Here is a 21,508-nt window from a genome sequence, read left to right on the forward strand (position 1 = left end):
GCGCCGCCTGGGCGGGGAGCGCTTATTTCAGGTACTTCGCCAGCCAGCCGTGCACTTCGTTGTAGAAGTAGCGGCTGTTTTCCCCTTTCAGCACCCAGTGGTTTTCGTCCGGGAACACCACCAGCTTGCTGGGCGTGTTCAGGCGCTGCTGCGCGGCAAAGTTCATCAGCGCGTTGTTGACCGGCACGCGGTAGTCCAGCTCGCCCACCGTGATCAGGATGGGGGTCTTGAAGCCGGTGCCCTTTTCGTGATTCCCGGCCTGCATGATCGGGCTCTGGTCGCGCCACACCGGCAAGTTGCCCCACACCGGGCCGCCGCTGTTGACTTCGCGGCCGTACACGCTGTCGCTGGTGCCCCATTGCATCACCAGGTCCATCTCGCCGGCGTGCGACACGATGGCCTTGTAGCGCGTGGTGGTGGCCTGCAGCCAGTTGGCCAGGTGGCCGCCGTAGCTGGCGCCGCCGGCGGCCAGCTTGCTGCCATCGATGAAGCTGTACTTCTTGATGGCCTCGTCCACCGCCTGGTTGATCTCGTCGCCCGGGCCTTTCAGCGGATCGAACTGGATCGAGCGGGCGAATTCCTCGCCGTAGCCGGTGGAGCCCTTGTAGTCGGTCAGCAGCACGATGTAGCCCGGCTTGGCCAGCAGGTGGTAGTTCCAGCGCAGCACGAACTGGTCGCGCCACATATTGGCGGCGCCGCCGTGGATCACGGCGAACAGCGGATACTTCTGGTTGGGGTCGAAGTTGGCCGGCTTGACGATCATGTTGTGGATCTGGCGGCCATCCGGCGTCTTGAACCAGAAGTGCTCGGGCGCCTGCCAGTCGATGCCGGCGGCTTTCTCCACGTTGAAGGAGGTCAGGCGCTTGGGGGCCTTGCCATGGAAGGCAAACACCTCCGGCGGATTGATGGCCGATTCCCACACGCCCACCAGCGCGGTGCCGCCCGCGTTCAGCGAGTTGATGCTGCCGGTTGGGGCCGACGCTTCCGCCTTCACTTCGCCGCCCGCGTAGCCGATCGAGTGCAGCTGCTCCAGGCCGGCGTGCTCGAAGGTGAAGTAGATGCGCTTGCCGTCCGCCGGCAGCGCGTAGCGCGACACCGAGCGGTCCAGCGCGGCGGTCAGGATTTTCGGCTGCGGGCTGGTCAGCGGCCACGCGAAGCTGGCCAGGCGGTCCAGGTCGTACACCTTGCCTTCGGTTTCGGCTTGGGTCAGGCACAGCAGGGTCTTGCCGTCCGGCGAGAACTTCAGGCTGCTGTAGCTGTGCTTGTCCGCCGTCAGCCGGGTCGCCTCGCCGCCGGTGGCCGGCAGCGAGAAGATCTGGGTGTAGGCCGAGGCGCGCGCCAGTTCGTCGCGGTTGGTCGAGGCGCTGAAGACGACGGCCTTGCCGTCCGGGGTCCAGATCGCGTCCAGCGACTGGCCTTCGTCGCCCTGGCCGCCGCCGAAGCCCGGCATGGCCGCCAGCTTGCTGCCGGACAGGATGTCTTTGGCCTTGGCGCCGATCTGCGCGTCCATCACGAACAGGCGCACCTGCTTGTCGTCCAGCCACTTGTCGAAGAAGCGCGGCGGGAAGGTTTCATAGGCGCGCGCGCTGTACTTGCGGTCCTTGCGTTCCTTGAAGGTTTTCTTGACCGATTCCTCGTCGGTATTGCCGGGAAACAGGTCGCTGACGAACAGGATCTGCTTGCCGTCCGGGCTGAACTTGGGCGAACGCGCGCCCAGCGTCAGGGTGGTCAGGCGCTGGGCCTCGCCGCCGCCGGCCACGTCGATGCGGTAGATCTGGCTGGCTTCGTCGCCGTCGCGCTTGGCCACGAAGATCAGCTGCTTGCTGTCCGGCGACCAGTTCAGGGCACCTTCGCCGCCCTTGGAAAAGGTCAGGCGGCGCGCGGTGCTGTCGTCGGTGAGGGACTTGATCCACAGGTCGGACCACTGCTCCTTGCTGTCGTAGGCGGTGTCGGTGACGGCGAACACGGCCCACTTGCCGTCCGGGCTGGGCATGGGCGCGCCGACGCGCTTCATCAGCCACACGTCTTCGTGGGTGATGGCGTGCTTGGCGGCGATGCCGGTGCTGGCAGTCGCCGCGGCGGCCGGCGCGGTAGCGTCGGCGGCGTGGGCGGTATGCGCCGCGCCGAAGCCGGCGGTGGCCAGCAGCAGGGCGGTCAGGGGATGGAGCAATCGGGTAGGGGTCATGTGCTAAGTCCGGCTGGTGGATCGAAGCAGTAGATGGTGGGCAAAACCTTGCCCCCTGTCAATCAGCCAATTGTTTCTCCAATGTATCCGTCCAGATCCGATCGGCGGCCGGCTCCGCCTTATTCCTGCAGCGTCCAGACGTATTGCATCTTCATCCAGAGTGCAGCCGGCTTGCCGTCGATGACTGCGGCACTGAATTTGCAAGAGGCAAGGCCGGCCATGGCCGCCAGGTCCAATGCAATATGGCCGCTTGAGCCGGCATTTCGGATGCCTGCCAATTTCCCGTTTTCATCGACGTAGAAGGCGATTGTCACGGTCCCGGTTTCTTCGCGCCGCAGCGAGTGCCGCGGCCAATCCGGCTTGGCGCATTCCTCGGGATTTTGAATTGCGATCATCTTGTCCGGCTTGTTTTTCTTGCCGGTGCCGGTCTCGGGCAGTGGCGGCATGGATGCCAGTGCTGCCAGGGTTTCGGCGTACACAGGGCGCATGGCTTGCAGCGGCGACATGGCGGCGGCCTGCTCATAAAGTTTGCGGGCCTGCCCTTGGTCCGCTGCGAAGGCGTAGGCAACCACCAGTGCCGAGACGGCATCGCTGGTCTTGCCCTGCATGGTGAGTGCCGTCGCCAGGTCGCCCCATAGCTGCGCGTGGATTGGTATCAGGGCGACCGACTCCCGCAGATAACGTTCCGCATCGTGCGGTCTGCCGGCGCTCAAGTAGGCTTGCGCCAGCGTGCGCCGTACGTCGGGCGAGAATTCATCTTTGGCACTGGCTGCTTCCAGCGTGGCGATCAGCGTATCGTCGGCGTTTCCGTGAGGTGGGTCGGATGGGCCAAGGGGCGCGCTGGCGCTGCCGGGTTTGGTAGCGGGCAATAGTGCCGTCTTTCGCAGCTCGGTGGTGAGCTGCAGGGTGGAGACCAGATTGCCTGAACGGGCTGCATCCATGACGGCCGAGATACAAACGTCGCGCGTACTGCATGCGGCTGCGTCAGCGTGAATGGCGCCAGCGGCGCCGATGGCCAGCAACAGCTGTGCAATTGAAACCTGGAATTTCATACGGACCTAAAAAAGAAAGTTAAGCCAGCTTGCGCTGGCGCTGAATGCTCATGAGGATGCCGGCGCCGACACCTAGCGTCATCAGCGCCGTGCCGCCGTAGCTGATGAAGGGCAGCGGCACGCCGACCACCGGGAAGATGCCGCTGACCATGCCGATGTTGATGAAGGCGTAGGTAAAGAAAATCATGGTGACGGCGCCGCCCAGCAGGCGCGCGAACAGCGTGGTGGCGCCGGCCGTGATGGCCAGCCCGCGCGCGATCAGCAGGAAGTACAGGGTCAGCAGCACCGCGATGCCGAGCAGGCCGAATTCCTCGGCGTACACGGAGAAGATGAAATCGGTCGTGCGCTCGGGCACAAAGCCGAGGTGTCCCTGGGTGCCTTGCAGCCAGCCTTTGCCGTCCACGCCGCCCGAACCGATGGCAATGCCGGCCTGCTTGATCTGGAAGCCCTTCCCCAGCGGGTCGGCTTCCGGATCGAGCAGGGTCAGCACGCGCTGGCGCTGGTATTCGTGCAGCATGGGCCAGGCGATGGGGATGCTGGCGGCGCCCGCCACGGCCAGCGCGGCCATGGCCTTCCACGACAGCCCCGCCAGCACGATCACGTAGCCGCCTGCCGCCAGCACCAACAGCGCGGTGCCAAGGTCGGGCTGCTTCATGATCAGGGCGGCTGGCACCAGCAGCAGCAAGGCCGCCACCGCGAAGGTCTTCCAGCGCTTCAGGCTGGCGTACTGGTGGAAGAACCAGGCCAGCATCAGCGGCATGGCGATCTTCATCATCTCGGACGGTTGCATGTCGAAGCCGATATGCAACCAGCGCCGCGAGCCTTTCTTGATCTCGCCCACCATGAACACCGCCAGCAGCAACAGCACGCCGGCCGCGTAGATCGGGGCGGCGTAGCGCATCAGCGTGGGCGGCGGCACGCTGGCCACCGCCCACATGATGCCCAGCGCGATCAGCACATTGCGCAGATGCAGCGCGAAGCGGCCCGGGAAGTCTGCGCCGGCCGAGTACATGGTCAGTACGCCGGTGGCCAGCAGCAACAGAATGCACAGCGTCAGCTGCGGGTCCAGCACGGCGAACAGCGCCTTGAGACGGCGCTGCATTACAGCATGCCTTGCGCGCCGTGCAGCACCTGCAGCCAGACCAGGCGCGCCGCCAGGGCCAGCAGCCCCACCAGCGCGATGGCCGCCAGGATCAGCAGGCGGCGGCGGAAACGGCGGTCTTCGTGTTGTTGCTGGCTCATGCTTGTTCTCTCGTGGAAAGATGCTATTTTAGCATTTCCAGAGCCTGGCAGCGGCCCCGCGCAAACCCTCAGGCAAACCTTTCGCGGTACTCGCTGGGCAGAACGCCCAGTTGTTTCGCGAACGCGCGGCGCAGCTTGTATTCGGTGCCGAAGCCGGACAGCCGCGCCACCTGCTTGATGCTGCAGCCGGCCGCTTCCAGCAGCCTGCACGCGGTTTCCATCCGCACGCGCGCCAGCAGCTGTGCTGGGGAAGTCCCGGTTTCTTCGCGCAGGCGGCGGTGCAGGCTGCGCGCCGACAGCGCCATCGCCTCCGCCATCCGCTCCACATCGATGTCATCCGCCGCGCGCGGCCGCAGCCACGCGGTCAGCCGCTGGGCCAGGCCGCCGCCGCTGGACTGCGCCAGCAGCTCCGCGCTGAACTGGCGCTGCCCGCCGGACCGCTTGTGGTACACCACCAGCCGCTTGGCGGCGCTGACGGCGGCGGCGCGTCCCAGGTCCTCCTCCACCAGGCTCAGGCAAAGGTCGATGCCGGCCGTGATGCCGGCCGACGTGTAGACCGGCCCGTCCTTGATGTAGATGGCGTCGTCCTGCACCTGCACTGCCGGGTATTCGCGGCGCAGGCTGTCCACATCCTGCCAGTGCGTGACGGCGCGGCGGCCCGCCAGCAGGCCCGCTTCGGCCAGCAGGAAGGCGCCGGTGCAGACCGAGGCGCAGCGCCGCGCCACGCGCGCCGCCGCCGTTACCCAGTGCAGCAGCGCGGGCTCGGCCAGCGCCGCGCGCACGCCGCGCCCGCCGGAAACAAGTAGCGTGGCGCCTTGCATGGCGTCAGGCGAGGGCAGCGGCGAGGTCATGACAGCGACGCCGGAGCAGGACGCGACCGGTCCGCCATGCAGCGACAGCAGTTCGATGCGGTAGGCCGGCGGACGGCCGGCGTCGCGGCACTCGTCGTTGGCGGTGGAGAAGACCTGCACCGGGCCGGTGGCGTCCAGCAGCAGAAAGTCGGGGAAGACCAGGAGGCGTACCGTGGCCACAGCGGCAATCGCAGCAGTGTCTGGCAGTTTTTCAACGTTGAATGTCATGAATGCCAAGTCTAGCACGGCTACACTGGCTGGACATTCAATCCCTGGAGTAGTCATGCTGGAACTGAGACCGAGCTGCGAACACTGCAACAAAGACTTGCCGCCGGCGGCGCCGGACGCGCGCATTTGCAGCTACGAATGCACTTTCTGCGCCGCCTGCGTTGACGGCGTGCTGGCCAACGTCTGTCCCAATTGTGGCGGCGGCTTCGAGAAGCGGCCGGTGCGGCCAGCGCGCAACTGGAAGAACAACAACTACCTGGGCAACGATCCGGCGCGCACCGAGCCCAAGCATCGTCCGGTGGACGCGGCGGCGCATGCCCAGTTCGCGGCGCAGTTCAAGGCGCTGTCGCCGGAAGAGCGCTAAGCGCCGGCTTGGGCGCGGCGGCGCCGCACGAACGCCAGCGCAAGCAGGCCGGCGCCCGCGACGGCCGCTGTGCCTGGCCACGCGCGCCAACAGGTCCAGCCCGCCGTGCTTGGCGCTCAGGATTTCACGAAGGAAGCCCCATGCCTATGTCCGTGCCTGTATTCCGTCTGGCGGCATTCCTGCTGGCGGCGGCGTTCCTGCCGGCGGCGGCGCAGCCAAAGCCACAGCCTGCCTGCGAGGCGGAACCGCTCCCGGTCGTGGTGCTGACCGGCGGCCTGCACGCCACCCGTACGCGCGGCAACCGCTTCAATCCCAACTTTGAATCGATGACTTATCTGCTGGCTGACCTGAAGCCGCTGGCGCTGACGGTGGTCACGGACGGCTGCAGCGCCTGGGTCTGCAGCGGGCCTGCGGCGGCAGCCTGCGGCGCGAAGAACTGGACCGTCAGCCAGGGCGCGCGTTCGGCGGCGGGCAGCGTGGCAATGGAGGCGCCCAGCCCGCAGTTCGACGGCAGTTTCCATGTCGGCGCAACCACCGCATCGCCGCCGGCCGTGTCGCCCTGACCGCAGGTCCAGCGCCGCGGCTATTCCTTGGAGGCCGGGGTGATGGACTTGCTGATCTTGCCGGTTTCGTCCAGCATCTGGATTTCAGCCTTGCCGTCTGCGCTCACCAGCAGCAGCATGCGCACCCGGCCCTGCGCGTCCTTCAACTGCAGGGACGATCCCTTTTCCCCGGTGTTGCCCAGCCAGATGCGGTTGGTGCTCAGGCGGCCCTGCTCGGACAGTTTCCGCCAATACGCCTGGCGCTCGGTTGCGGGCAGCTTCTTCGCCTCCTCGCCAAAGCGGCGCACGTCTTCCATCGACGTCGTTTTGAAGTTGGGCACGTCGTTGATCTTGAGCGCCGTCATCTGATGGTTTGCACTGTCGTTGTTCAGCAGTTGTAGCGCCTGATCCTGGCGGAAGCGGTCGAAGGTTAGCGACAGGCCGGACGATACCTTGCCATCGGCGGCAATGCTGCCTTTCTGGATCAGACCGCCGTTTTCGGTGCCTTCCTCGTTAATGAACAGCATGCCCGCAAAGCTGTTGCGGTCGGGGCGGGCGCCTTCCTTGCCTTGTGTGAAGTCGCCGGGGAACTGCGCCATGTTCGAAATCACCATGCGCTTGGTGCCGTCCGGCTCGACGATGTTGATCCTGCCCACGGTGATTTCGTCAAAGTGCTCGTGCCGTGGCGGCTCTTTGGCGCCGGTCAGCATGCACACGGCGGCCAGCGTGCTGGCCATGGTGGTTGCACCTGCTAAAAACGTCCTGATTTGCGACACGTCACATCTCCTTTTTCAGTTATATGGCTTACTTCAATTCGTTTGCTATCACTGCACTGGTCCTGCGCATCCGCCATTCCAGCAATAAGGCCAGTACGCCGCAGAACGCGAACAGGCCGCCGAGGTACTGCAGCACCTTGTTGGCGGGCGAGCGCACATAGCGCACCCCCGCCAGTTCGAACTTGCGCCGTCCGTTCCCGGCGTCTTCGAAAAACACGCTGCCCCGGTCGCCCCAGAATTCCACGGTCATCAGCCGCACCCGGGACGCCTCGAACTCGGCCAGCTGCCGGGCATGCTCTTCGCGGCCGATGGTGTTGGCGGCCAGCTTCAGGTCCTGGATCTGCTTGAACTGGTCAAACACATTGTCTGACTCGTTCTTCAGGATCACGCCCCTGGAAACATATTTGTACTGGTTGTTGGCCGAGAAAATGCCGTCGTTGGCCGCCAGCATCAGCGCGAAGCCCAGTGCGCAGGCAGAGGCCGCGCCGAACAGCCACTTGCGGGCGTCGTGCACGCGCCGCGTCACGCTGCCCTCCAGAAACTGGCTAACCTCCGGGATATGGCGCAGCGAGGAGTGCAGCACCTTGCTGTCGATGCCGTTCAGGAACTCGGCGGGAGTCAGCTCCAGCGCTTTCACGACCGCGCTGAACATGTCCGCCGACGGCTGCGATTTGTCGTTTTCGAGTTTGGACAAGTAGGACTGCTCAATGCCGATCGCCGCCGACAGTTGCGGCTGCGTGAGGTTTTTGTCCGTTCTCAGTTGTTTGAGCCGCTCGCCGAAGTTCATTGATTCCTTACCTTTCTGGGAATGTTATGGGGCATATTCTTGGGGATTCGTGCATGAATTAGAAGATGAATATGCAGGAATATTGCAGAATATGTAATGAATAGGCAAAAATGTGTCGTCACTGCAATAAAGCTAGTAACCGGCAGTGACAATAAGTGAGATTGTTGGTCGCCTGGCGCCGGTAGTATCTGGCAACACCCAGCCGCCAGATCGCCTTTTCTGAAGGAAATTCCATGTCCGAACTAGCCGTCCGCCATGCTCAATACGGGTTGCTTACCCGTGCCGTTTTTGGCCAGATCGTTACCATCACGCTGCGTGACCGCAGTCCGGCCACCCGGCCTGCGCTGCTGGCGGCGGTGCGCGCGCTGGCGCACACGGCGCACGCCGCCGGCGGCAACGCCGGCCTGATCGCCGCCTTCGATCCGGGGCTGTGGGGCAGTTGGCACGACCGCCACATTCCGGTGGAACGGCGCGTACTGGACGCCTTCTCCAAGCTGGCCGACACCGGCGGCGATGTGCTGCTGTATGTGAAAGCGGACAGCGTGTCCGCCGCCGCGCAGCTGCTGGAGGGCGTGCGCGGCGCGCTCGACGCGCTGGCCGCGCAGATCGAGGTGCAGCCTGTGGGCAAGCGGCCGGACGGCAAAGTGATGGCGGGGCGCTACCTGGACGGCATCACCAACCCCAATGACCCGGTCAACCTGGCCTCCGACATCCTGACCGGCGGTGCTTTCCCCGGTGCCTGCTTCGGCTTTACGCAGAAATTCCTGTTCGACTGGGACAGCATCGGCGCCATGCGGCCAGACGCGCAAGACGCCATGCTGGGTCGTAATCCGGCCGGCGCCATCCTGCCGCAGCACGACGCCGATGCGCACATCCACCGGGTCCACATCAAGGACGCCAACGGCGACAACCGCAAGCTGCTGCGCCAGGCGCTGCCGTTCGGCACCGAGGACGGCAGCGCGGCGCGCGAGAAGGGCTTGATGTTTGTGGCCTTCTGCAACGAGCAGCCGCGCTTCGAAGCCATCCTCGGCCACATGATGGGCGACGTGCCGGGCCGCCCGGTGGACCGCCTGATGAGCGTGGTGCAGGGCGTGGCGGGCAGCTACTGGTACGTGCCCAATGCGCAGGAGCTGGACGTGCCGGCGGCCACTATCGACGACGTGCAGGAAGATCCGCATTGGCAGGTGCGCAGCGCCAACGGCTATATGTTCTACAACTCGCAGGATTATCTGCACCAGATGAGCGAAGGGCGCTACATTGGCGGCGATGCACCCGGCCCGCGCATGCTGGCCCTGCTGGGCCGCGCGTTCTCGCACTGGAGCGATGGCTGGCTGGAACGCACGCCGTTCCCGCGCCTGCCGCACCTGTCCACGCTGGCGCCGGCTGCGGACATGGGCAGATCTGTGATGGTGCGCAAGGGCCTGGCCAACCAGGCCACGCTGGGCGGCCTGTTGTCCGACCCGGCATCCGCGCTGGCGCGCGACAACAATCTGCTGCGCATCCATGCCGAGGAACTGGTGGTCGGCGTGCTGCCGGACTTCACGCTGGGCCGGGGCAAGGAAGTGATGCCCTACCTGAGCGAGGAGGAAACCATGGCGGGCTGGCTGGGCGGCCAGGTCAACGAATGGTCGGCCATGGGCCACATCGTACCGGGCTACCAGAAGCTGGTGACGCTGGGCGTGGCAGGGCTGATGCGCGAAATCGGCGCTGCCGCCGACACTGTCGCCGCCAGGCTGCGCCGGCAGCCGGACGACGCGGCCCTGCTGGCGCAGGCCGACTTCCATGCCTCCGCGCTGGCTTCGCTCAGCGGTGTGCAAGCCTACCTGGGCAACTGGGCGCGCGTCGCCGACGCCGCCGCGCCGGCGGGCGCGCAGGGCGACAACCTGCGCGAGGCGGCGCAGCGCCTGCGCCGCCTGCGCGAGGAAGCGCCGTCCAGTTTCCTCGACGGCGTGCAGCTGGTGTTCTCCTTCCACTGCTGCTTGCACCTGGTGGGCGAGCTGACCTCGTTCGGCCGCCTGGACCAGATCCTGGCGCCGCTGCTCGAGCGCGATAATATCGCCACCGAGCGCGCGCAGGAAATCATCGATTGCCTGTGGCTGAAGATAGGCGAGAACGCCTTCGTCAACCGCGGCGCCATCACCGACTACGTCACTTACGGCACCACGGCGGTATGCGGCACCGGCGGCAATTTCCCGCAGGGCGGCGGCATCAACCAGTGGGTGCAGCAGATCACGGTGGGCGGCTATGTCGCCAACGACGATCCGGTCCCGACCGGCGGGGCCAACGCCGTCACCATGCTATGCCTGAAGGCGGCACGCCGCATCCCGGTCAACGCGCCCACGCTGTCGCTGCGCGTGTACCGCGACATGCCGGCCGAATACCTGGACGAGGCGGCGCGCTGCGTATTGGCCGGCGGCGCCCATCCCATCCTGTACCAGGACGACCGCCTGTGCCAGGCCTTGCGGCAGTCCGGCGTGAACGGCAGCGTGTCGCTGAAATGGTCGCGCGACTACGCGGCCGACGGCTGCTACGAGCCGATGCTGGCAGGCGCCACCGCCTTCTCGTTCAACAACGTCACGCCCATGGCGGCGCTGGAGCAGACCTTGAACCAGGGCGCCACTTACGGCGCGGCCGGGCCGGTGTACCTGCGCGGCCTGAAGCAGACCTTCCGCTCGCCGCCTGCGGACCAGATCACCAGCTTCGTCATGCTGACCGATATCTTCCTGAAACAGCTGGAATGGCTGACGGTGCAAAGCTACAACGTGATCCTGCAGAACTTCGGCAACCTGGCCGCATATTGCCCCAGCCCGCTGCTGTCGACGCTGATCGAAGGCTGCGTGGACAGCGGCACGGATCTGACCAATGGCGGCGCCAAATTCAACATGATCGCGCCGCTGTGCGTGGGCGTGTCCAATACCATTGATTCGCTGTACGCCATCCGCGCCATGGTGTTCGACCCGGCCACCGCCGTCACCACCTTGCCGGAACTGGTGGACTGCCTGATCAACGACTGGGGCAGCACCATGATCGAGCCGTACCAGAGCGAGCTGCTGGGGCCGGCCGACGCCGGCGAGCGCGGGCGCCGCTACCAGGAGCTGCGCGAGATTGCGCTGGCGCTGCCGAAGTGGGGCGCGGGGAATGCCGAGGTGGATGAACTGGGGCAGTGGATGATCGAACGCATGGTGCACACTTGCGTCGACGTGATCCGCAACCCGCGCGCGCTGAAAGGCGCGCTGGATAACATCACGCAGAAATTCGGGCCGATCGAATTCGTGGTCACGCCCGGCATCGGCACCTTCGAAGGCTATGTCGGTGACGGCCTGGGCTGCGGTGCGTCGGCCGACGGCCGGCGCAACGGCATGCCGATCGCCTCCGACCTGTCACCCGCGCCCGCGCCGCAAGACCTGCCGCCGGCGCCCGCCTTCCGCAACATCTACCAGTCGCTCAGCAGCGTGGACTTCGACGCCGTCAACTTCGGCCTGTCGAACGCCTCGCCGGTGGACATGAACATCAAGGAAGACTTCCCGCTCGAGCAGCTGCGCCAGTTCGTGCGCGCCTACGCGCGCGGCGAAACCGGCTCCAACCTGATCACGCTGACCTGCGCCGACCTGGCCACCTACCAGGCGGCGGCGCTGGACCCGGAACGTTACGACCTGGTGCGGGTGCGCATGGGCGGCTGGACCGAGTTCTACGCCGCCATGTTCCCGGCCCACCAGGCGCAGCACCAGCGGCGCCAGTACTTCACGCCGGACTAGCGGGCGGTGGCGGCGCCGGCAGCAGTGGCGGCAATGGTGTCAGCGCTTGCCGTCCGGACCGGCCATGCCGCTGGCCGCACCGCTGGCGCGCGCCAGGCTTGAGCGCGCGCCGGCCACGGCCTGCAAGCGCTCCTGCAGGTAGGCGCTCAGGCGCGGATGCTGGCTGAAGGCGACGTTGAAGCGGATGTGGCGGTCCGGCGTGTCGTTCGCCGAGAAGGCGGCGCCGCGCATCAGCAGGATCTTGTTGCGGTAGGCGTCCTGCACCAGCAAGTCCACGTCCAGCCCTTCCGGCATGGTGCCCCACAAGAACAGGCCGGCGTCGCCGGGCTGCTCGAACAGCACGCCCGCCGCGCTCAGCTGGCGCGTGCTGGCGTTGCGCGCCGCCATGATCTTGCGCTGCAAGCGGTCCAGATGCTTGCGCAGGCCGCCGGCCCTGAGTACTTCCAGCAGCACGTATTCGTTCAGCGCCGGCGTCGTCATGATGGAATGGATCTTGGTGCGCATCAGCACCTTGAGCAAGCCCGGCGCGGCGGCCAGGTAGCCCATGCGCAGGGCAGGGCTGAGCGCCTTGCAGAAGCTGGAGTAGTAAATCACGCCGTCCAGCCCGGACAGGGACGCCAGCCGCGTGCTGTGGCCTTGCTGGAAATGGCCGTGCACGTCGTCCTCGGCGATCAGGAAACCGTATTGCTGCGCCAGTATCAGCAGCTTGTGCAGATTGGCCGCGCTGCTGCTCCACCCCGTAGGGTTGTGCAAGGCCGTCTGCACGAACAGCAGGCGCGGGCGGTGCTCGCGGCAGGCGGCCTCCAGCTCGTCCAGGTCCAGGCCATCCGGGCGGCGCTTGATCGGCACCAGCCGCATGCCGTCCTGGCGCAGCCGGCCGAACATCAGGAAGTAGCCAGGGTCCTCCACCAGCACGGTGTCGCCGGGCTGCAGAAAACTGCGGCAGATCAGGTCGATCGCATGGGTGCTGCCAAAGGTGGTGAGGATATGGCCGGCGTCGAAGGACGCGCCGATGCCACGCAACAGCAGCGCGATCTGCTCGCGCAGTTCCGGCAGCCCCTGGGGCGGACAGCGCGAGGCCATGCCTGCGGCGCTGCGTGACAAGGCCTTTTGCACGGTGGCGGCCGGCACCGCATCCTGCAGCCAGGTGGGCGGCAAGGCGCCGCTGCTGGCCAGCAGGATGCCGCTGCGCTGATCGTTCGATTGCTGCGCCAGCCAGACCGGCTCCTGCTCTTCGCCCGCTTCCAGCGCAACCTCGTCGGGAATCGACCTGGCGGCGTCGTTGGTGGAGCACACGAAGAAGCCCGCCGTGCCATGCGTATCGATCACGCCCGCCGCCACCAGCCTGTCGTACGCCGCCACCACGGTGTTGGTGCTCACTGCCAGCTGGGTGGCGAGCTGGCGTATCGATGGCAGCTTGGCGCCGCCGGGCAAGGCCCGGCTTTCGACCATATGGCGCAGCTTGGTCTCAATCTGCTTGGACAGGGCAATGGGCGAGGAACGGTCAATGGAGAACATGGCCAAAGTCTAGCGTAAAAACATCACGGCCAGCACCACCAGGGTTGCGCCCATGGTCAAATTGAACACGCGCTGCTTGCGCGGGTCTGTCAGCAGGCGGCGGATCGAGACGCCGAACAAGGCCCACATCGCATTGCATGGCATGCCCACCAAGGTGCCGACGGCGGCCACCAGCAGCGCGCCGGCGAATGGGTTGTGCCCCGCAGGCATGAACACCGACGCCACCGTAATGGCCTTGACCCAGCTCTTGGGATTCAGCGCCTGAAACGTCGCGGCCTGGGCAAACGACACCGCCTTCGGCGCCTGCGCGCCGCCCACCGCAGCCCCGCTCAGCTTCCAGGCCAGATACACCAGGTACAGCGATCCCGCCACGCGCAGCACCTGCTGCGCCAGCGGGTAGGCCACGAACACGCTGCCCAGCCCCGCGCACATCAGCATGGTCTGCGCGAACATGCCGGCCTGGATGCCCAGGATGGCCGGCAGCGCGCCGCGCCCGCCGAAGTTGGCGCCGGTGGCGGCCAGCATCACGTTGTTCGGCCCGGGCGTGGCCGACATGACCAGGCAATAGCTCATCAAGGGAAGGAGTTCGGTCATGGTGTGCAATCCGCAGCGTGGAGATGGCACAAGTCTAGAAGCGGGGTGGGGAAGGGACAAGGCACAAGGCCGAGGGCACAGAGGCATGCTGTATCAGTCGGTGGACAGTTACAGTTGCCACGGATGGAAAAAGGCGTTGGGCCGAGGGGGGAAGCCTTCAGGATACAGCTTAATTCGCCGCAGGCCCGTGTGTTCCCTAGCAAATCCTGTTGGCCGACAAATCCCAGCCACCTGCAGTGTTTCCACCCGCGCCGCCCATAATCTTCTGCTGAGTGTACTTCCACTTCACTTTCGAATACTTGATGCTGACGTGCTCCGTAAGAATGTTGCCGTCCATGACATTCGGTACGACCGCCCCGATCAAAACATTTTCGAGTTCGATCTCGACATACCTGACTCTTTCGCCTTGTCCGTCCGCGCGCATGAATTCGAACTTGGCTCTGGGGATCGTTTTCCCTGCCGAACAAGTCTGCAGCAGAATGGGCGTGTGCCAGGCATGTCGATGACGAATCGAGCGGCGCCACCACGATGGATTGTCCCGGTGTCCAAGGCTTCCGCTTGCTCATGCTGGACGACGATGAACGTAGTTCCATCAGTGTCGTAACGCCAGAAAGGCGGGTTTTTCCGCTTGATTACCGGGACGTGGTCACGCGTGGTTTTTCGACCTTGGGGGCCAAGGCTGAATGGCGCATGGCGAAGGTGGACGGAAAACTGATGCCAGTCGCGGTCATCGTGCGAGTCCACAGTCTCGACCAGAGTGATTTGGAGTATCCGAAACGCGTATCGTTCCTGGCCGTCGCGAAAATATCCCCCGATGGTGCCTGCGTCACCCGGGCTGTTGAGGTCCTCGGACCGGAGGCGTATGAGCAAGCCAGACGATTCGCCAACGACCGGCACCTGGAGTGCCTGCGAACCGACTTGAAGTCAAAACCACAAATGAAAGGATGACGTATGCCTCAGCCATCAGCCGCATGCAAACGTGCTCTAGCCGACGCTACCGCCCTCTGCTCGAAACGCAGCCGCATAGCCGACCGATTGATGGGCGACGCAGCCCATCAGAAAAGGAAAAGCGACCATAACGACGGCAACGCGTTCGATCTGACCCATGATCCGGAAAACGGCGTGGATTGCCACTTTTTCTCCAAGCTCGTGCTTCTGGATTTCAGGGTGAGCTACGTGATCTGGAACAGGCGGATCTACAATGCCGACAAGGCAGGCAAGGGCTGGCGACCGTACAGGGGTAAGAACGGGCATACGCATCATATGCACGTCTCGGTTAAGGCGGCGCTGCGCGATATCGCATTGCCTTGGCCGTGGGCTTCACTGGAGTCATAAGTCAGGAAGCTGCACATTCCCCAGTTGAGCAGTTCCGAGCAGTTCCTTATAGGGACGCAAAAAAGGCTTACGCGCCGGAGCGGGTAAGCCTTCGTTGGTACTGCGTATTCGTGGTAGGCCGTGCGGGATTCGAACCTGCGACCAACGGATTAAAAGTCCGCTGCTCTACCAGCTGAGCTAACGACCCGAAAGAGGCCGTATTATATACAGGTCGCTGCGGGCTTGCAAAGGTTTTTGCGCGCTTTTTTCTTCAGGCCAGCGCCGAGGTCACTTTCAGCACCTCTTCAGCGCTGGTGACGCCCTCGGCGATCTTGTAGGCGCCGGCGATGCGCAGCGGCTTCATGCCGTCGGCGATGCTCTGGCGGCGCAGCGCGGCGATGTCGGTCTCCTCCTGTACCTGCTGGCTGAACGCCTCCGTCACCGTCAGCAGCTCGTAGATGCCGGTGCGGCCCCGGTAGCCGGTCTGGCGGCACTCGGGGCAGCCCAGCGGGCGGTACACGCGCTCCGGCTTGGGCAGGTCCCAGGCGCCGCCTATGCCTTGCCACACGTCGTCGGCGATCTGGCCGTCCGGCGATTTGCAGTCCGGGCACAGCGTGCGCACCAGGCGCTGCGCCATGATGCCGATCAGCGTCGCTTCCAGCAGGTAGTGCGGCACGCCCAGCTCCAGCAGGCGCATCACGGCCGACGGCGCGTCGTTGGTGTGCAAGGTGGACAGCACCAGGTGGCCGGTCAGCGCGGCCTGGATCGCCATTTCGGCGGTGGCCAGGTCGCGGATCTCGCCCACCATGATGATGTCCGGGTCCTGCCGCATCAGCGCGCGCACGCCGTCGGCGAAGGACAGGTCGATGCCCGGTTGCACCTGCATCTGGTTGAAGGCCGGCTCCACCATCTCGATCGGGTCCTCCACCGTGCACACGTTGACTTCCGAGGTGGCCAGCGCCTTGAGCGTGGTGTACAGGGTGGTGGTCTTGCCCGAGCCGGTGGGGCCGGTGACCAGGATGATGCCGTGCGGACGCTTGGTGAGCGCGTCCCAGCGCGCCGCGTCGTCTTCCGGGAACCCCAGTTCGGGCAGGGTCTTGACCACCACTTCCGGGTCGAAGATGCGCATCACCAGCTTTTCGCCGAAGGCGGTGGGCAGGGTCGACAGGCGCAGTTCGATCTCCTGGCCGCCGGCGGTGCGGGTCTTGATGCGGCCGTCCTGCGGGCGGCGCTTCTCGATCACGTCCATGCGGCCCAGCAGCTTGATGCGCGCGGTCATGGCGATCATCACCACGGCCGGCACCTGGTACACCTGGTGCAGCACGCCGTCGATGCGGAAGCGTATCGTGCCCAGGTCGCGTTTGGGCTCCAGATGGATGTCCGAGGCGCGCTGCTCGAAGGCGTACTGCCACAGCCAGTCGACGATGTTGATCACGTGCTGGTCGTTGGCGTCCACCTGGCGGTTGCTCTTGCCCAGCTCCACCAGCTGCTCGAAGTTGTTGCGCAGCGCCAGGTCCTGGCCGTTGGACTTGTTGGCCTTCTTGATGGACTTGGCCAGCGCGAAGAACTGCGAGGTGTACTGCGCGATGTCGAGCGGATTGGAGATTACCCGGCGCACCACGCGGCGCGAAATCTTGGCGATTTCCGCTTCCCATTCGTGCGCGAACGGGTCGGCGGTGGCCACCACCAGCGTGTCCATGCTCATTTCCACCGGCAGGATGTTGAAGCGCGACGCGTAGTTGGCGGACATCACGTCGGCCACCTTGGTAAAGTCGATTTTCAGCGGGTCGATGCGGTAGAAGGGCAGCTTGGCGTGGCCGGCCAGCCATTCGGTCAGCATGTCCAGCGTGAGCAGGCGGTGCGGCGGCTGGGCCGACAGCAGCTTGCAGTGGGCCACCGCACACAGCGGGTGCATGGCGCCGACCGTGTTCTTGAGGATGCCCTGGGCCTGGGCGTAGGCGGCCTTGACGTTGGCCTTCTCGACCAGGCCATCGGCCAGCAGCCAGGTGAAGATTTGTTGCAGGTCTAGTGCTTTCATCTGGCTGAGGTCCCGGTTTTATTTCTGCAGCGCTTGCTGGATGCCCTTGACCCAGGACTTGGCCGGCAGCTTGGTGTCGGCCACGATCTGCGCGGCGCGCACCTTCAGCGCTTCCAGGTCCATCGGGCGGGCCTGCTTGAAGGCGACCGCCACCACGTTGCCGTCGTGTACCTGCGGCAGGCACACCACCTGGCCGAAGGCAAACTTCATCGCCTTGATATTCTTGGCATAGCTTGGATGGTCGCCGAACAAGTTGACGGTCATGATGCCATGGTCCGCCAGGCAGGCATTGCAGGCCTGGTAGAACTGCGGCGTGTCCAGCACCGGGCCGCGCGCGGTGGCGTCGTACAGGTCCACCTGCAGCGCGTCGAGCGCGCCGTGGTTGGCCTTGTCGTTGACGAAGTCCAGCGCATCCATTTCCAGCACGTGCAGGCGCTCGTCGTTGGCCGGCAGCTTGAACATCGACGCGCAGATCGCCATCACCGACGGGTTCAGCTCGATCGCGGTGATGTCCGCCTGCGGAAACTGTTTATAGCAAAACTTGGTCAGCGCCGCCGTGCCCAGGCCCAGCTGGGCGATGCGCCGCGGCTGTTCGATCCACAGCATCCACGCCATCATCTGCTGAGCGTACTCCAGTTCCGGCCAGTCCGGCTTGCGGATGCGCATGGCGCCCTGCACCCACTCGGTGCCGAAGTGCAGATAGCGCACGCCATCCTGTTCCGACAGGGTGACCGGCGCGTATTTCACCTTGCGCGGCGCTTTCGGCGCGGCCGCCGCGGTGGCGGGGCGCGAGGATTCTACTTGTTCGATGGATTTGCGTTTGATCAGCATGAGAGGGCCAGCCTGGAGATGAAGGTCTATTATCCCGCGCCTGCTTACCGCAAGGCAAGGCGCAATGAAAAAAGCCGGTCGGCGACCGGCTTGCTGTGGCGTAAGTTACGAATCAGTTCTGCATCGGCTCGACCGATACGCGCAGGCGCACGCGCTGGCCGGGGTCGAAGGACATGATGCTGGTGTAGTTGCGGCCGCGGTAGTCGTACGTCACTTCGTAGCCGTTGGTGCGCGACTCCCAGTGGTCCACGGTGCGGCACTGTTTCACCGCCTGTTCGCTGACCGCGCCCGGCTGGGCGTTCTGGTTGTCGACGCGGTCGCCCACCACGGCGCCGGCGATGGCGCCGGCCGCCGTGGCCGCCGTGCGGCCGTGGCCGCCGCCGATCTGGCTGCCCAGCAGCGCGCCGGCGATGCCGCCGACGATCGAGCCGCCCGCGCTGCGCTGAGCCGGCTGCTGCACCTGCACATACTCGGTGCGGCATTCCTGGCGCGGCACGTTGACCTGCTCAACCTGCGGCTGCACGCGCACCACGCGGCCGAAATCTTCAAATTCCGTCGCTTGCGCGAACGGCAGCGCGCCCAGGCACAGGGCCGACAGCAACAGTTTGGATGGCATGTTCATTTGATACCTCTTGTTTGTGTTGGATAGTCCGGGTATGCAATCCACAGGGGAGGGATGGCTGATGCTATGGTAATCCTGCCGCTGCGCGGAAAACAGTGCTCATGGCAACAATTTGTAACAGCGCCGATTCCCGTGGAATACTGACGAAATGTTCTATTTCTTACAAAACTTGCGTTAGACGTCACTTACGTGTTGATTCGCAGGATACAACACGTTACCCTAACAACCGTATGGGATCAGATTGACATAGAGAAACGCGACTCGCCGCCGGCGCAATGACCCGCCCGTGGCCTCCATGTATAGGTAACCACTATAGCGAAAAGCAAACCGTACATTAACAGGTCGATTTGAGGGAAAAATGAGTTTGTTGATAACTGTGCCGCCCAACCTTGTCCAGTCCATTCGTGCATTTCGTGTCACCGATCTGCAAGACGAGGCAGCCCGCCTGGGGCAGCACTTTTTATACGCGCATTGCAATGCCGGCCTGACCAAGCAGCAAGTGCTGGGCATCATCGCGGAGTCATTCCTTTTCCCTAAGCCTTGCGGCAAGAACTTCGAGGCGCTGCGCGTCACCTTGACCGACACCATGGCCAAGGCCGGCGAGCAGACCGGTTTCCTGATCGTGCTGGAACAGCTGCCCAACACCCAGAAATTCGACCGCGAGGCGCGCGAGTGCCTGCTGGACGTGTTCCGCGACGCGGCCGACTTCTGGGCCGAGAAGAAAGTGCCGTTCCGCGTCTTCTATTCCTTCGAATAAGGCCGCGCCAAACCCGGTTTGGAAGGCCCGGCCCGCCACGCAGGTATAATAGCGGGCTATGAAAAACATCGTCATCCTCATTTCTGGACGCGGCAGCAATATGGAAGCCGTGGTCCGCGCCGCGCAAGCCGAGCAATGGCCGGCCCGCATCGCGGCTGTCATCAGCAACCGTCCCGACGCGCTCGGCCTGGCTTTCGCCGACGAGCACGGCATTCCGACCGCCGTCGTCGCCAACAAGGAATACCCTAGCCGCGAGGCCTTCGACGCCGCGCTGCAGGAAGTCATTGACGGCTTCAAGCCGGACCTGGTGGTGCTGGCCGGCTTCATGCGCATCCTGACCCCGGCGTTCACCGCCCATTACGCCGGCCGCATGCTGAACATCCATCCCTCGCTGCTGCCGCTGTTCCCCGGCTTGCACACGCATGAGCAGGCGCTCGCGTCCGGCATGCAGGAACACGGTGCGACGGTGCATTTCGTTACCGCCGAACTCGATCACGGTCCCATGGTGGACCAGGCCGCCGTGCCTGTGCTGCCGGGCGATACGCCCGCCACGCTGGCGGCGCGCGTGCTGGTGCAGGAGCATGAACTCTATCCACGCGCCATCCGCTGGTTTGTTGAAGACCGGCTGACGATCGAAGACGGCAAGGTCATCGTTGACCATAACAAGTAATTAACCAAGGAATTCCATGAGATTGCCACCAGCGATACTCGCCAGCACCGAAGAAGTGCTGCGCGAGATTTTGCGCTTTACCGCCCCCGCCGACAGCACCCTGTCGCGCTACTTCAAAGACCATCCCCGCCTTGGCGGCCGCGAACGCGGCGCCATCGCCGAGGGCGTGTACGCCGTGCTGCGCAACCGCGCCTTCTTCACCGACCAGTCGGAAGCGGGCAGCGGCGCCACCATGCGCCGTTTGACCCTGCTGGGCCTGGCCGACGCCGTGGGCGCCGACTCGCTGGGCGGCGTCACGCCGGAAGAGCTGGAGTGGATCGAGCGCGTGATGCAGATCGACCGCAAGCTGATGCACAAATCGATGCGCTCGAACATGCCGAAATGGCTGTTCGAGAAGCTGGTGGCCCAGTTCGGCGAGGACGAGGCGCTGCTGCTGGCCGACGCGCTGAACACCCCGGCGCCGCTGGACCTGCGCGTCAACACCATGAAGTCCGGCCGCGATGAAGTGATCGCCGAACTGGCGCAAGCGCCGATCGCCGCCGATCCGACCCCGTACGCGCCGCTGGGCCTGCGCGTGCACAAGAAGCCGCAGTTGCAGAACCTGCCGCTGTTCAAGAGCGGCGCCATCGAGGTGCAGGACGAGGGCAGCCAGGTGCTGGCCCAGATCCTGGGCGCCAAGCGCGGCGAGATGGTGGTGGACTTCTGCGCCGGCGCCGGTGGCAAGACGCTGGCGCTGGGCGCGCTGATGCGCAACACCGGCCGCCTGTACGCGTTCGACGTGTCCGAGAAGCGCCTGGCCAAGCTGAAGCCGCGCCTGGCACGCTCCGGCCTGTCCAATGTGCACCCGGTGCAGATCGCGCACGAGCGCGACGCCAAGATCAAGCGCCTGGCCGGCAAGATCGACCGCGTGCTGGTCGACGCGCCATGCTCGGGCATGGGCACGCTGCGCCGCAATCCGGACGTCAAATGGCGCCAGGCGGAAAGCGCCATCGGTGAAATGCACGACAAGCAAGTGGCCATCCTGGCCGGCGCCGCGCGCCTGGTCAAAGGCGGCGGCCGCCTGGTGTATGCCACCTGCTCTTTCCTGAACGAAGAAAACGACGACGTGGCGGCCGATTTCCTGGCCAAGCATCCTGATTTCGAACTGGTGCCGATGAGCAAAGTGCTGGCCGAGCAGAAGATCGCGCTGGAGATGGGCGACTACCTGAAGCTGCTGCCGCACAAGCACCAGACCGACGGCTTCTTCGCCGCCGTGTTCGAGCGCAAGCCGATGCCGAAGAAGGAAAAACCGGCGCCGGACGCCGACGAGGCCGGCGACCGGGACAGCGCAGGCTAAGTAACTAAGTGATAATAGGGCCGGCCGCTGAGCTGGCCCTTTTTCC

20 protein-coding genes, 1 tRNA gene and 1 pseudogene are annotated in these 21,508 nt (G+C 65.0%); 8 read left to right on the top strand and 14 right to left on the bottom strand.

Going from position 1 to position 21,508, the window contains the following annotated elements; genetic code table 11:
- Window positions 1–22: 22 nt before the first annotated feature.
- From ASD15_RS23295 to ASD15_RS23310, 5 genes are all read right to left on the bottom strand, one after another.
- On the bottom strand, window positions 23–2,185 hold the full coding sequence (locus ASD15_RS23295; protein ID WP_082552097.1) for a S9 family peptidase: 2,163 nt from the start codon (window positions 2,183–2,185) through the stop codon (window positions 23–25).
- Window positions 2,186–2,304: 119 nt separating this feature from the next.
- Entirely contained in the window at window positions 2,305–3,237 is a 933-nt protein-coding gene (locus ASD15_RS23300; RefSeq protein WP_082552098.1) for a TonB family protein, read from the bottom strand.
- Window positions 3,238–3,256: 19 nt separating this feature from the next.
- Window positions 3,257–4,339: a rod shape-determining protein RodA gene (gene rodA, locus ASD15_RS23305; protein ID WP_057157430.1), complete on the bottom strand. Its 1,083-nt coding sequence runs from the start codon at window positions 4,337–4,339 to the stop codon at window positions 3,257–3,259.
- Window positions 4,339–4,479, bottom strand: coding sequence for a hypothetical protein (locus ASD15_RS32620; protein ID WP_157201123.1), 141 nt, complete (start codon window positions 4,477–4,479; stop codon window positions 4,339–4,341). Before ASD15_RS32620 ends, rodA begins: the two co-directional genes overlap by 1 nt.
- Before the next feature lie 68 nt (window positions 4,480–4,547).
- Window positions 4,548–5,558 carry a GlxA family transcriptional regulator gene (locus ASD15_RS23310; RefSeq protein ID WP_057157733.1) on the bottom strand — a complete coding sequence of 337 codons (1,011 nt, stop codon included), beginning with the start codon at window positions 5,556–5,558 and terminating at the stop codon, window positions 4,548–4,550.
- Between the two features lie 55 nt (window positions 5,559–5,613).
- On the opposite strand from ASD15_RS23310, the gene ASD15_RS23315 reads away from it, so the two are divergent.
- Together ASD15_RS23315 and ASD15_RS23320 are read left to right on the top strand one after the other, a co-directional pair.
- On the top strand, window positions 5,614–5,922 hold the full coding sequence (locus tag ASD15_RS23315) for a DUF1272 domain-containing protein (protein WP_057157432.1): 309 nt from the start codon (window positions 5,614–5,616) through the stop codon (window positions 5,920–5,922).
- Window positions 5,923–6,062: 140 nt separating this feature from the next.
- Window positions 6,063–6,485: a hypothetical protein gene (locus tag ASD15_RS23320; protein WP_157201124.1), complete on the top strand. Its 423-nt coding sequence runs from the start codon at window positions 6,063–6,065 to the stop codon at window positions 6,483–6,485.
- 20 nt (window positions 6,486–6,505) lie between these two features.
- Here ASD15_RS23320 and ASD15_RS23325 read toward each other — a convergent pair whose 3' ends face one another.
- Window positions 6,506–7,240 carry a hypothetical protein gene (locus tag ASD15_RS23325; RefSeq protein ID WP_057157434.1) on the bottom strand — a complete coding sequence of 245 codons (735 nt, stop codon included), beginning with the start codon at window positions 7,238–7,240 and terminating at the stop codon, window positions 6,506–6,508.
- 28 nt (window positions 7,241–7,268) lie between these two features.
- Window positions 7,269–8,027: a helix-turn-helix domain-containing protein gene (locus ASD15_RS23330; RefSeq protein WP_057157436.1), complete on the bottom strand. Its 759-nt coding sequence runs from the start codon at window positions 8,025–8,027 to the stop codon at window positions 7,269–7,271.
- 233 nt (window positions 8,028–8,260) lie between these two features.
- On the opposite strand from ASD15_RS23330, the gene ASD15_RS23335 reads away from it, so the two are divergent.
- Complete coding sequence (locus ASD15_RS23335) at window positions 8,261–11,782, top strand: Dyp-type peroxidase (protein WP_057157438.1); 3,522 nt, start codon at window positions 8,261–8,263, stop codon at window positions 11,780–11,782.
- A gap of 39 nt (window positions 11,783–11,821) precedes the next feature.
- On the opposite strand, the gene ASD15_RS23340 is transcribed toward ASD15_RS23335, so the two are convergent.
- The 3 genes and pseudogenes from ASD15_RS23340 to ASD15_RS23350 all read right to left on the bottom strand — a co-directional run.
- On the bottom strand, window positions 11,822–13,300 hold the full coding sequence (locus ASD15_RS23340; protein WP_057157734.1) for a PLP-dependent aminotransferase family protein: 1,479 nt from the start codon (window positions 13,298–13,300) through the stop codon (window positions 11,822–11,824).
- Between the two features lie 9 nt (window positions 13,301–13,309).
- A complete protein-coding gene (locus ASD15_RS23345) occupies window positions 13,310–13,894 on the bottom strand; it encodes a LysE family translocator (protein WP_057157440.1) in 585 nt (194 codons plus the stop codon).
- Window positions 13,895–14,090: 196 nt separating this feature from the next.
- Window positions 14,091–14,381, bottom strand: a pseudogene (locus tag ASD15_RS23350) (type VI secretion system tube protein Hcp); the annotation flags it as partial.
- 77 nt (window positions 14,382–14,458) lie between these two features.
- Between ASD15_RS23350 and ASD15_RS23355 the strand changes: the two are divergent.
- Window positions 14,459–14,842: a hypothetical protein gene (locus ASD15_RS23355; protein ID WP_157201125.1), complete on the top strand. Its 384-nt coding sequence runs from the start codon at window positions 14,459–14,461 to the stop codon at window positions 14,840–14,842.
- A gap of 90 nt (window positions 14,843–14,932) precedes the next feature.
- The gene (locus tag ASD15_RS23360; RefSeq protein WP_157201126.1) at window positions 14,933–15,229 is read left to right on the top strand and encodes a hypothetical protein; all 297 of its coding nucleotides are present in this window, start codon (window positions 14,933–14,935) and stop codon (window positions 15,227–15,229) included.
- A gap of 111 nt (window positions 15,230–15,340) precedes the next feature.
- Here the strand turns inward: ASD15_RS23360 and ASD15_RS23365 are convergent.
- From ASD15_RS23365 to ASD15_RS23380, 4 genes are all read right to left on the bottom strand, one after another.
- Window positions 15,341–15,416 (bottom strand) — tRNA-Lys (locus ASD15_RS23365).
- A gap of 63 nt (window positions 15,417–15,479) precedes the next feature.
- Window positions 15,480–17,246, bottom strand: a complete 1,767-nt coding sequence (locus ASD15_RS23370; RefSeq protein ID WP_057157445.1) for a GspE/PulE family protein — start codon at window positions 17,244–17,246, stop codon at window positions 15,480–15,482.
- 18 nt (window positions 17,247–17,264) lie between these two features.
- Window positions 17,265–18,077, bottom strand: a complete 813-nt coding sequence (locus ASD15_RS23375; RefSeq protein WP_057157447.1) for a spermidine synthase — start codon at window positions 18,075–18,077, stop codon at window positions 17,265–17,267.
- Between the two features lie 112 nt (window positions 18,078–18,189).
- The gene (locus ASD15_RS23380; protein ID WP_057157448.1) at window positions 18,190–18,699 is read right to left on the bottom strand and encodes a glycine zipper 2TM domain-containing protein; all 510 of its coding nucleotides are present in this window, start codon (window positions 18,697–18,699) and stop codon (window positions 18,190–18,192) included.
- 358 nt (window positions 18,700–19,057) lie between these two features.
- Between ASD15_RS23380 and ASD15_RS23385 the strand changes: the two genes are divergently transcribed.
- From ASD15_RS23385 to ASD15_RS23395, 3 genes are read left to right on the top strand one after another with little or no spacing between them, the layout of a single operon-like run.
- A complete protein-coding gene (locus ASD15_RS23385) occupies window positions 19,058–19,456 on the top strand; it encodes a barstar family protein (RefSeq protein ID WP_057157449.1) in 399 nt (132 codons plus the stop codon).
- Between the two features lie 58 nt (window positions 19,457–19,514).
- Complete coding sequence (purN, locus tag ASD15_RS23390) at window positions 19,515–20,126, top strand: phosphoribosylglycinamide formyltransferase (RefSeq protein WP_057157450.1); 612 nt, start codon at window positions 19,515–19,517, stop codon at window positions 20,124–20,126.
- A 16-nt stretch (window positions 20,127–20,142) separates the two neighbouring features.
- Window positions 20,143–21,462: an RsmB/NOP family class I SAM-dependent RNA methyltransferase gene (locus tag ASD15_RS23395; RefSeq protein WP_057157451.1), complete on the top strand. Its 1,320-nt coding sequence runs from the start codon at window positions 20,143–20,145 to the stop codon at window positions 21,460–21,462.
- Window positions 21,463–21,508: the final 46 nt, after the last annotated feature.

The sequence above is a fragment of the Massilia sp. Root351 genome, from assembly GCF_001425045.1.
In the GTDB taxonomy this organism is placed as follows: Bacteria; Pseudomonadota; Gammaproteobacteria; order Burkholderiales; family Burkholderiaceae_D; genus Rugamonas.

Bases quoted from the DNA above. Each gene is read 5' to 3' on its own strand.
- ASD15_RS23295 (WP_082552097.1), bottom strand. From the start codon at position 2,185: ATGACCCCTACCCGATTGCTCCATCCCCTGACCGCCCTGCTGCTGGCC.
- ASD15_RS23300 (WP_082552098.1), bottom strand. From the start codon at position 3,237: ATGAAATTCCAGGTTTCAATTGCACAGCTGTTGCTGGCCATCGGCGCC.
- rodA (WP_057157430.1), bottom strand. From the start codon at position 4,339: ATGCAGCGCCGTCTCAAGGCGCTGTTCGCCGTGCTGGACCCGCAGCTG.
- ASD15_RS32620 (WP_157201123.1), bottom strand. From the start codon at position 4,479: ATGAGCCAGCAACAACACGAAGACCGCCGTTTCCGCCGCCGCCTGCTG.
- ASD15_RS23310 (WP_057157733.1), bottom strand. From the start codon at position 5,558: ATGACATTCAACGTTGAAAAACTGCCAGACACTGCTGCGATTGCCGCT.
- ASD15_RS23315 (WP_057157432.1), top strand. From the start codon at position 5,614: ATGCTGGAACTGAGACCGAGCTGCGAACACTGCAACAAAGACTTGCCG.
- ASD15_RS23320 (WP_157201124.1), top strand. From the start codon at position 6,063: ATGCCTATGTCCGTGCCTGTATTCCGTCTGGCGGCATTCCTGCTGGCG.
- ASD15_RS23330 (WP_057157436.1), bottom strand. From the start codon at position 8,027: ATGAACTTCGGCGAGCGGCTCAAACAACTGAGAACGGACAAAAACCTC.
- ASD15_RS23335 (WP_057157438.1), top strand. From the start codon at position 8,261: ATGTCCGAACTAGCCGTCCGCCATGCTCAATACGGGTTGCTTACCCGT.
- ASD15_RS23340 (WP_057157734.1), bottom strand. From the start codon at position 13,300: ATGTTCTCCATTGACCGTTCCTCGCCCATTGCCCTGTCCAAGCAGATT.
- ASD15_RS23345 (WP_057157440.1), bottom strand. From the start codon at position 13,894: ATGACCGAACTCCTTCCCTTGATGAGCTATTGCCTGGTCATGTCGGCC.
- ASD15_RS23355 (WP_157201125.1), top strand. From the start codon at position 14,459: ATGCTGGACGACGATGAACGTAGTTCCATCAGTGTCGTAACGCCAGAA.
- ASD15_RS23360 (WP_157201126.1), top strand. From the start codon at position 14,933: ATGGGCGACGCAGCCCATCAGAAAAGGAAAAGCGACCATAACGACGGC.
- ASD15_RS23370 (WP_057157445.1), bottom strand. From the start codon at position 17,246: ATGAAAGCACTAGACCTGCAACAAATCTTCACCTGGCTGCTGGCCGAT.
- ASD15_RS23375 (WP_057157447.1), bottom strand. From the start codon at position 18,077: ATGCTGATCAAACGCAAATCCATCGAACAAGTAGAATCCTCGCGCCCC.
- ASD15_RS23380 (WP_057157448.1), bottom strand. From the start codon at position 18,699: ATGAACATGCCATCCAAACTGTTGCTGTCGGCCCTGTGCCTGGGCGCG.
- ASD15_RS23385 (WP_057157449.1), top strand. From the start codon at position 19,058: ATGAGTTTGTTGATAACTGTGCCGCCCAACCTTGTCCAGTCCATTCGT.
- purN (WP_057157450.1), top strand. From the start codon at position 19,515: ATGAAAAACATCGTCATCCTCATTTCTGGACGCGGCAGCAATATGGAA.
- ASD15_RS23395 (WP_057157451.1), top strand. From the start codon at position 20,143: ATGAGATTGCCACCAGCGATACTCGCCAGCACCGAAGAAGTGCTGCGC.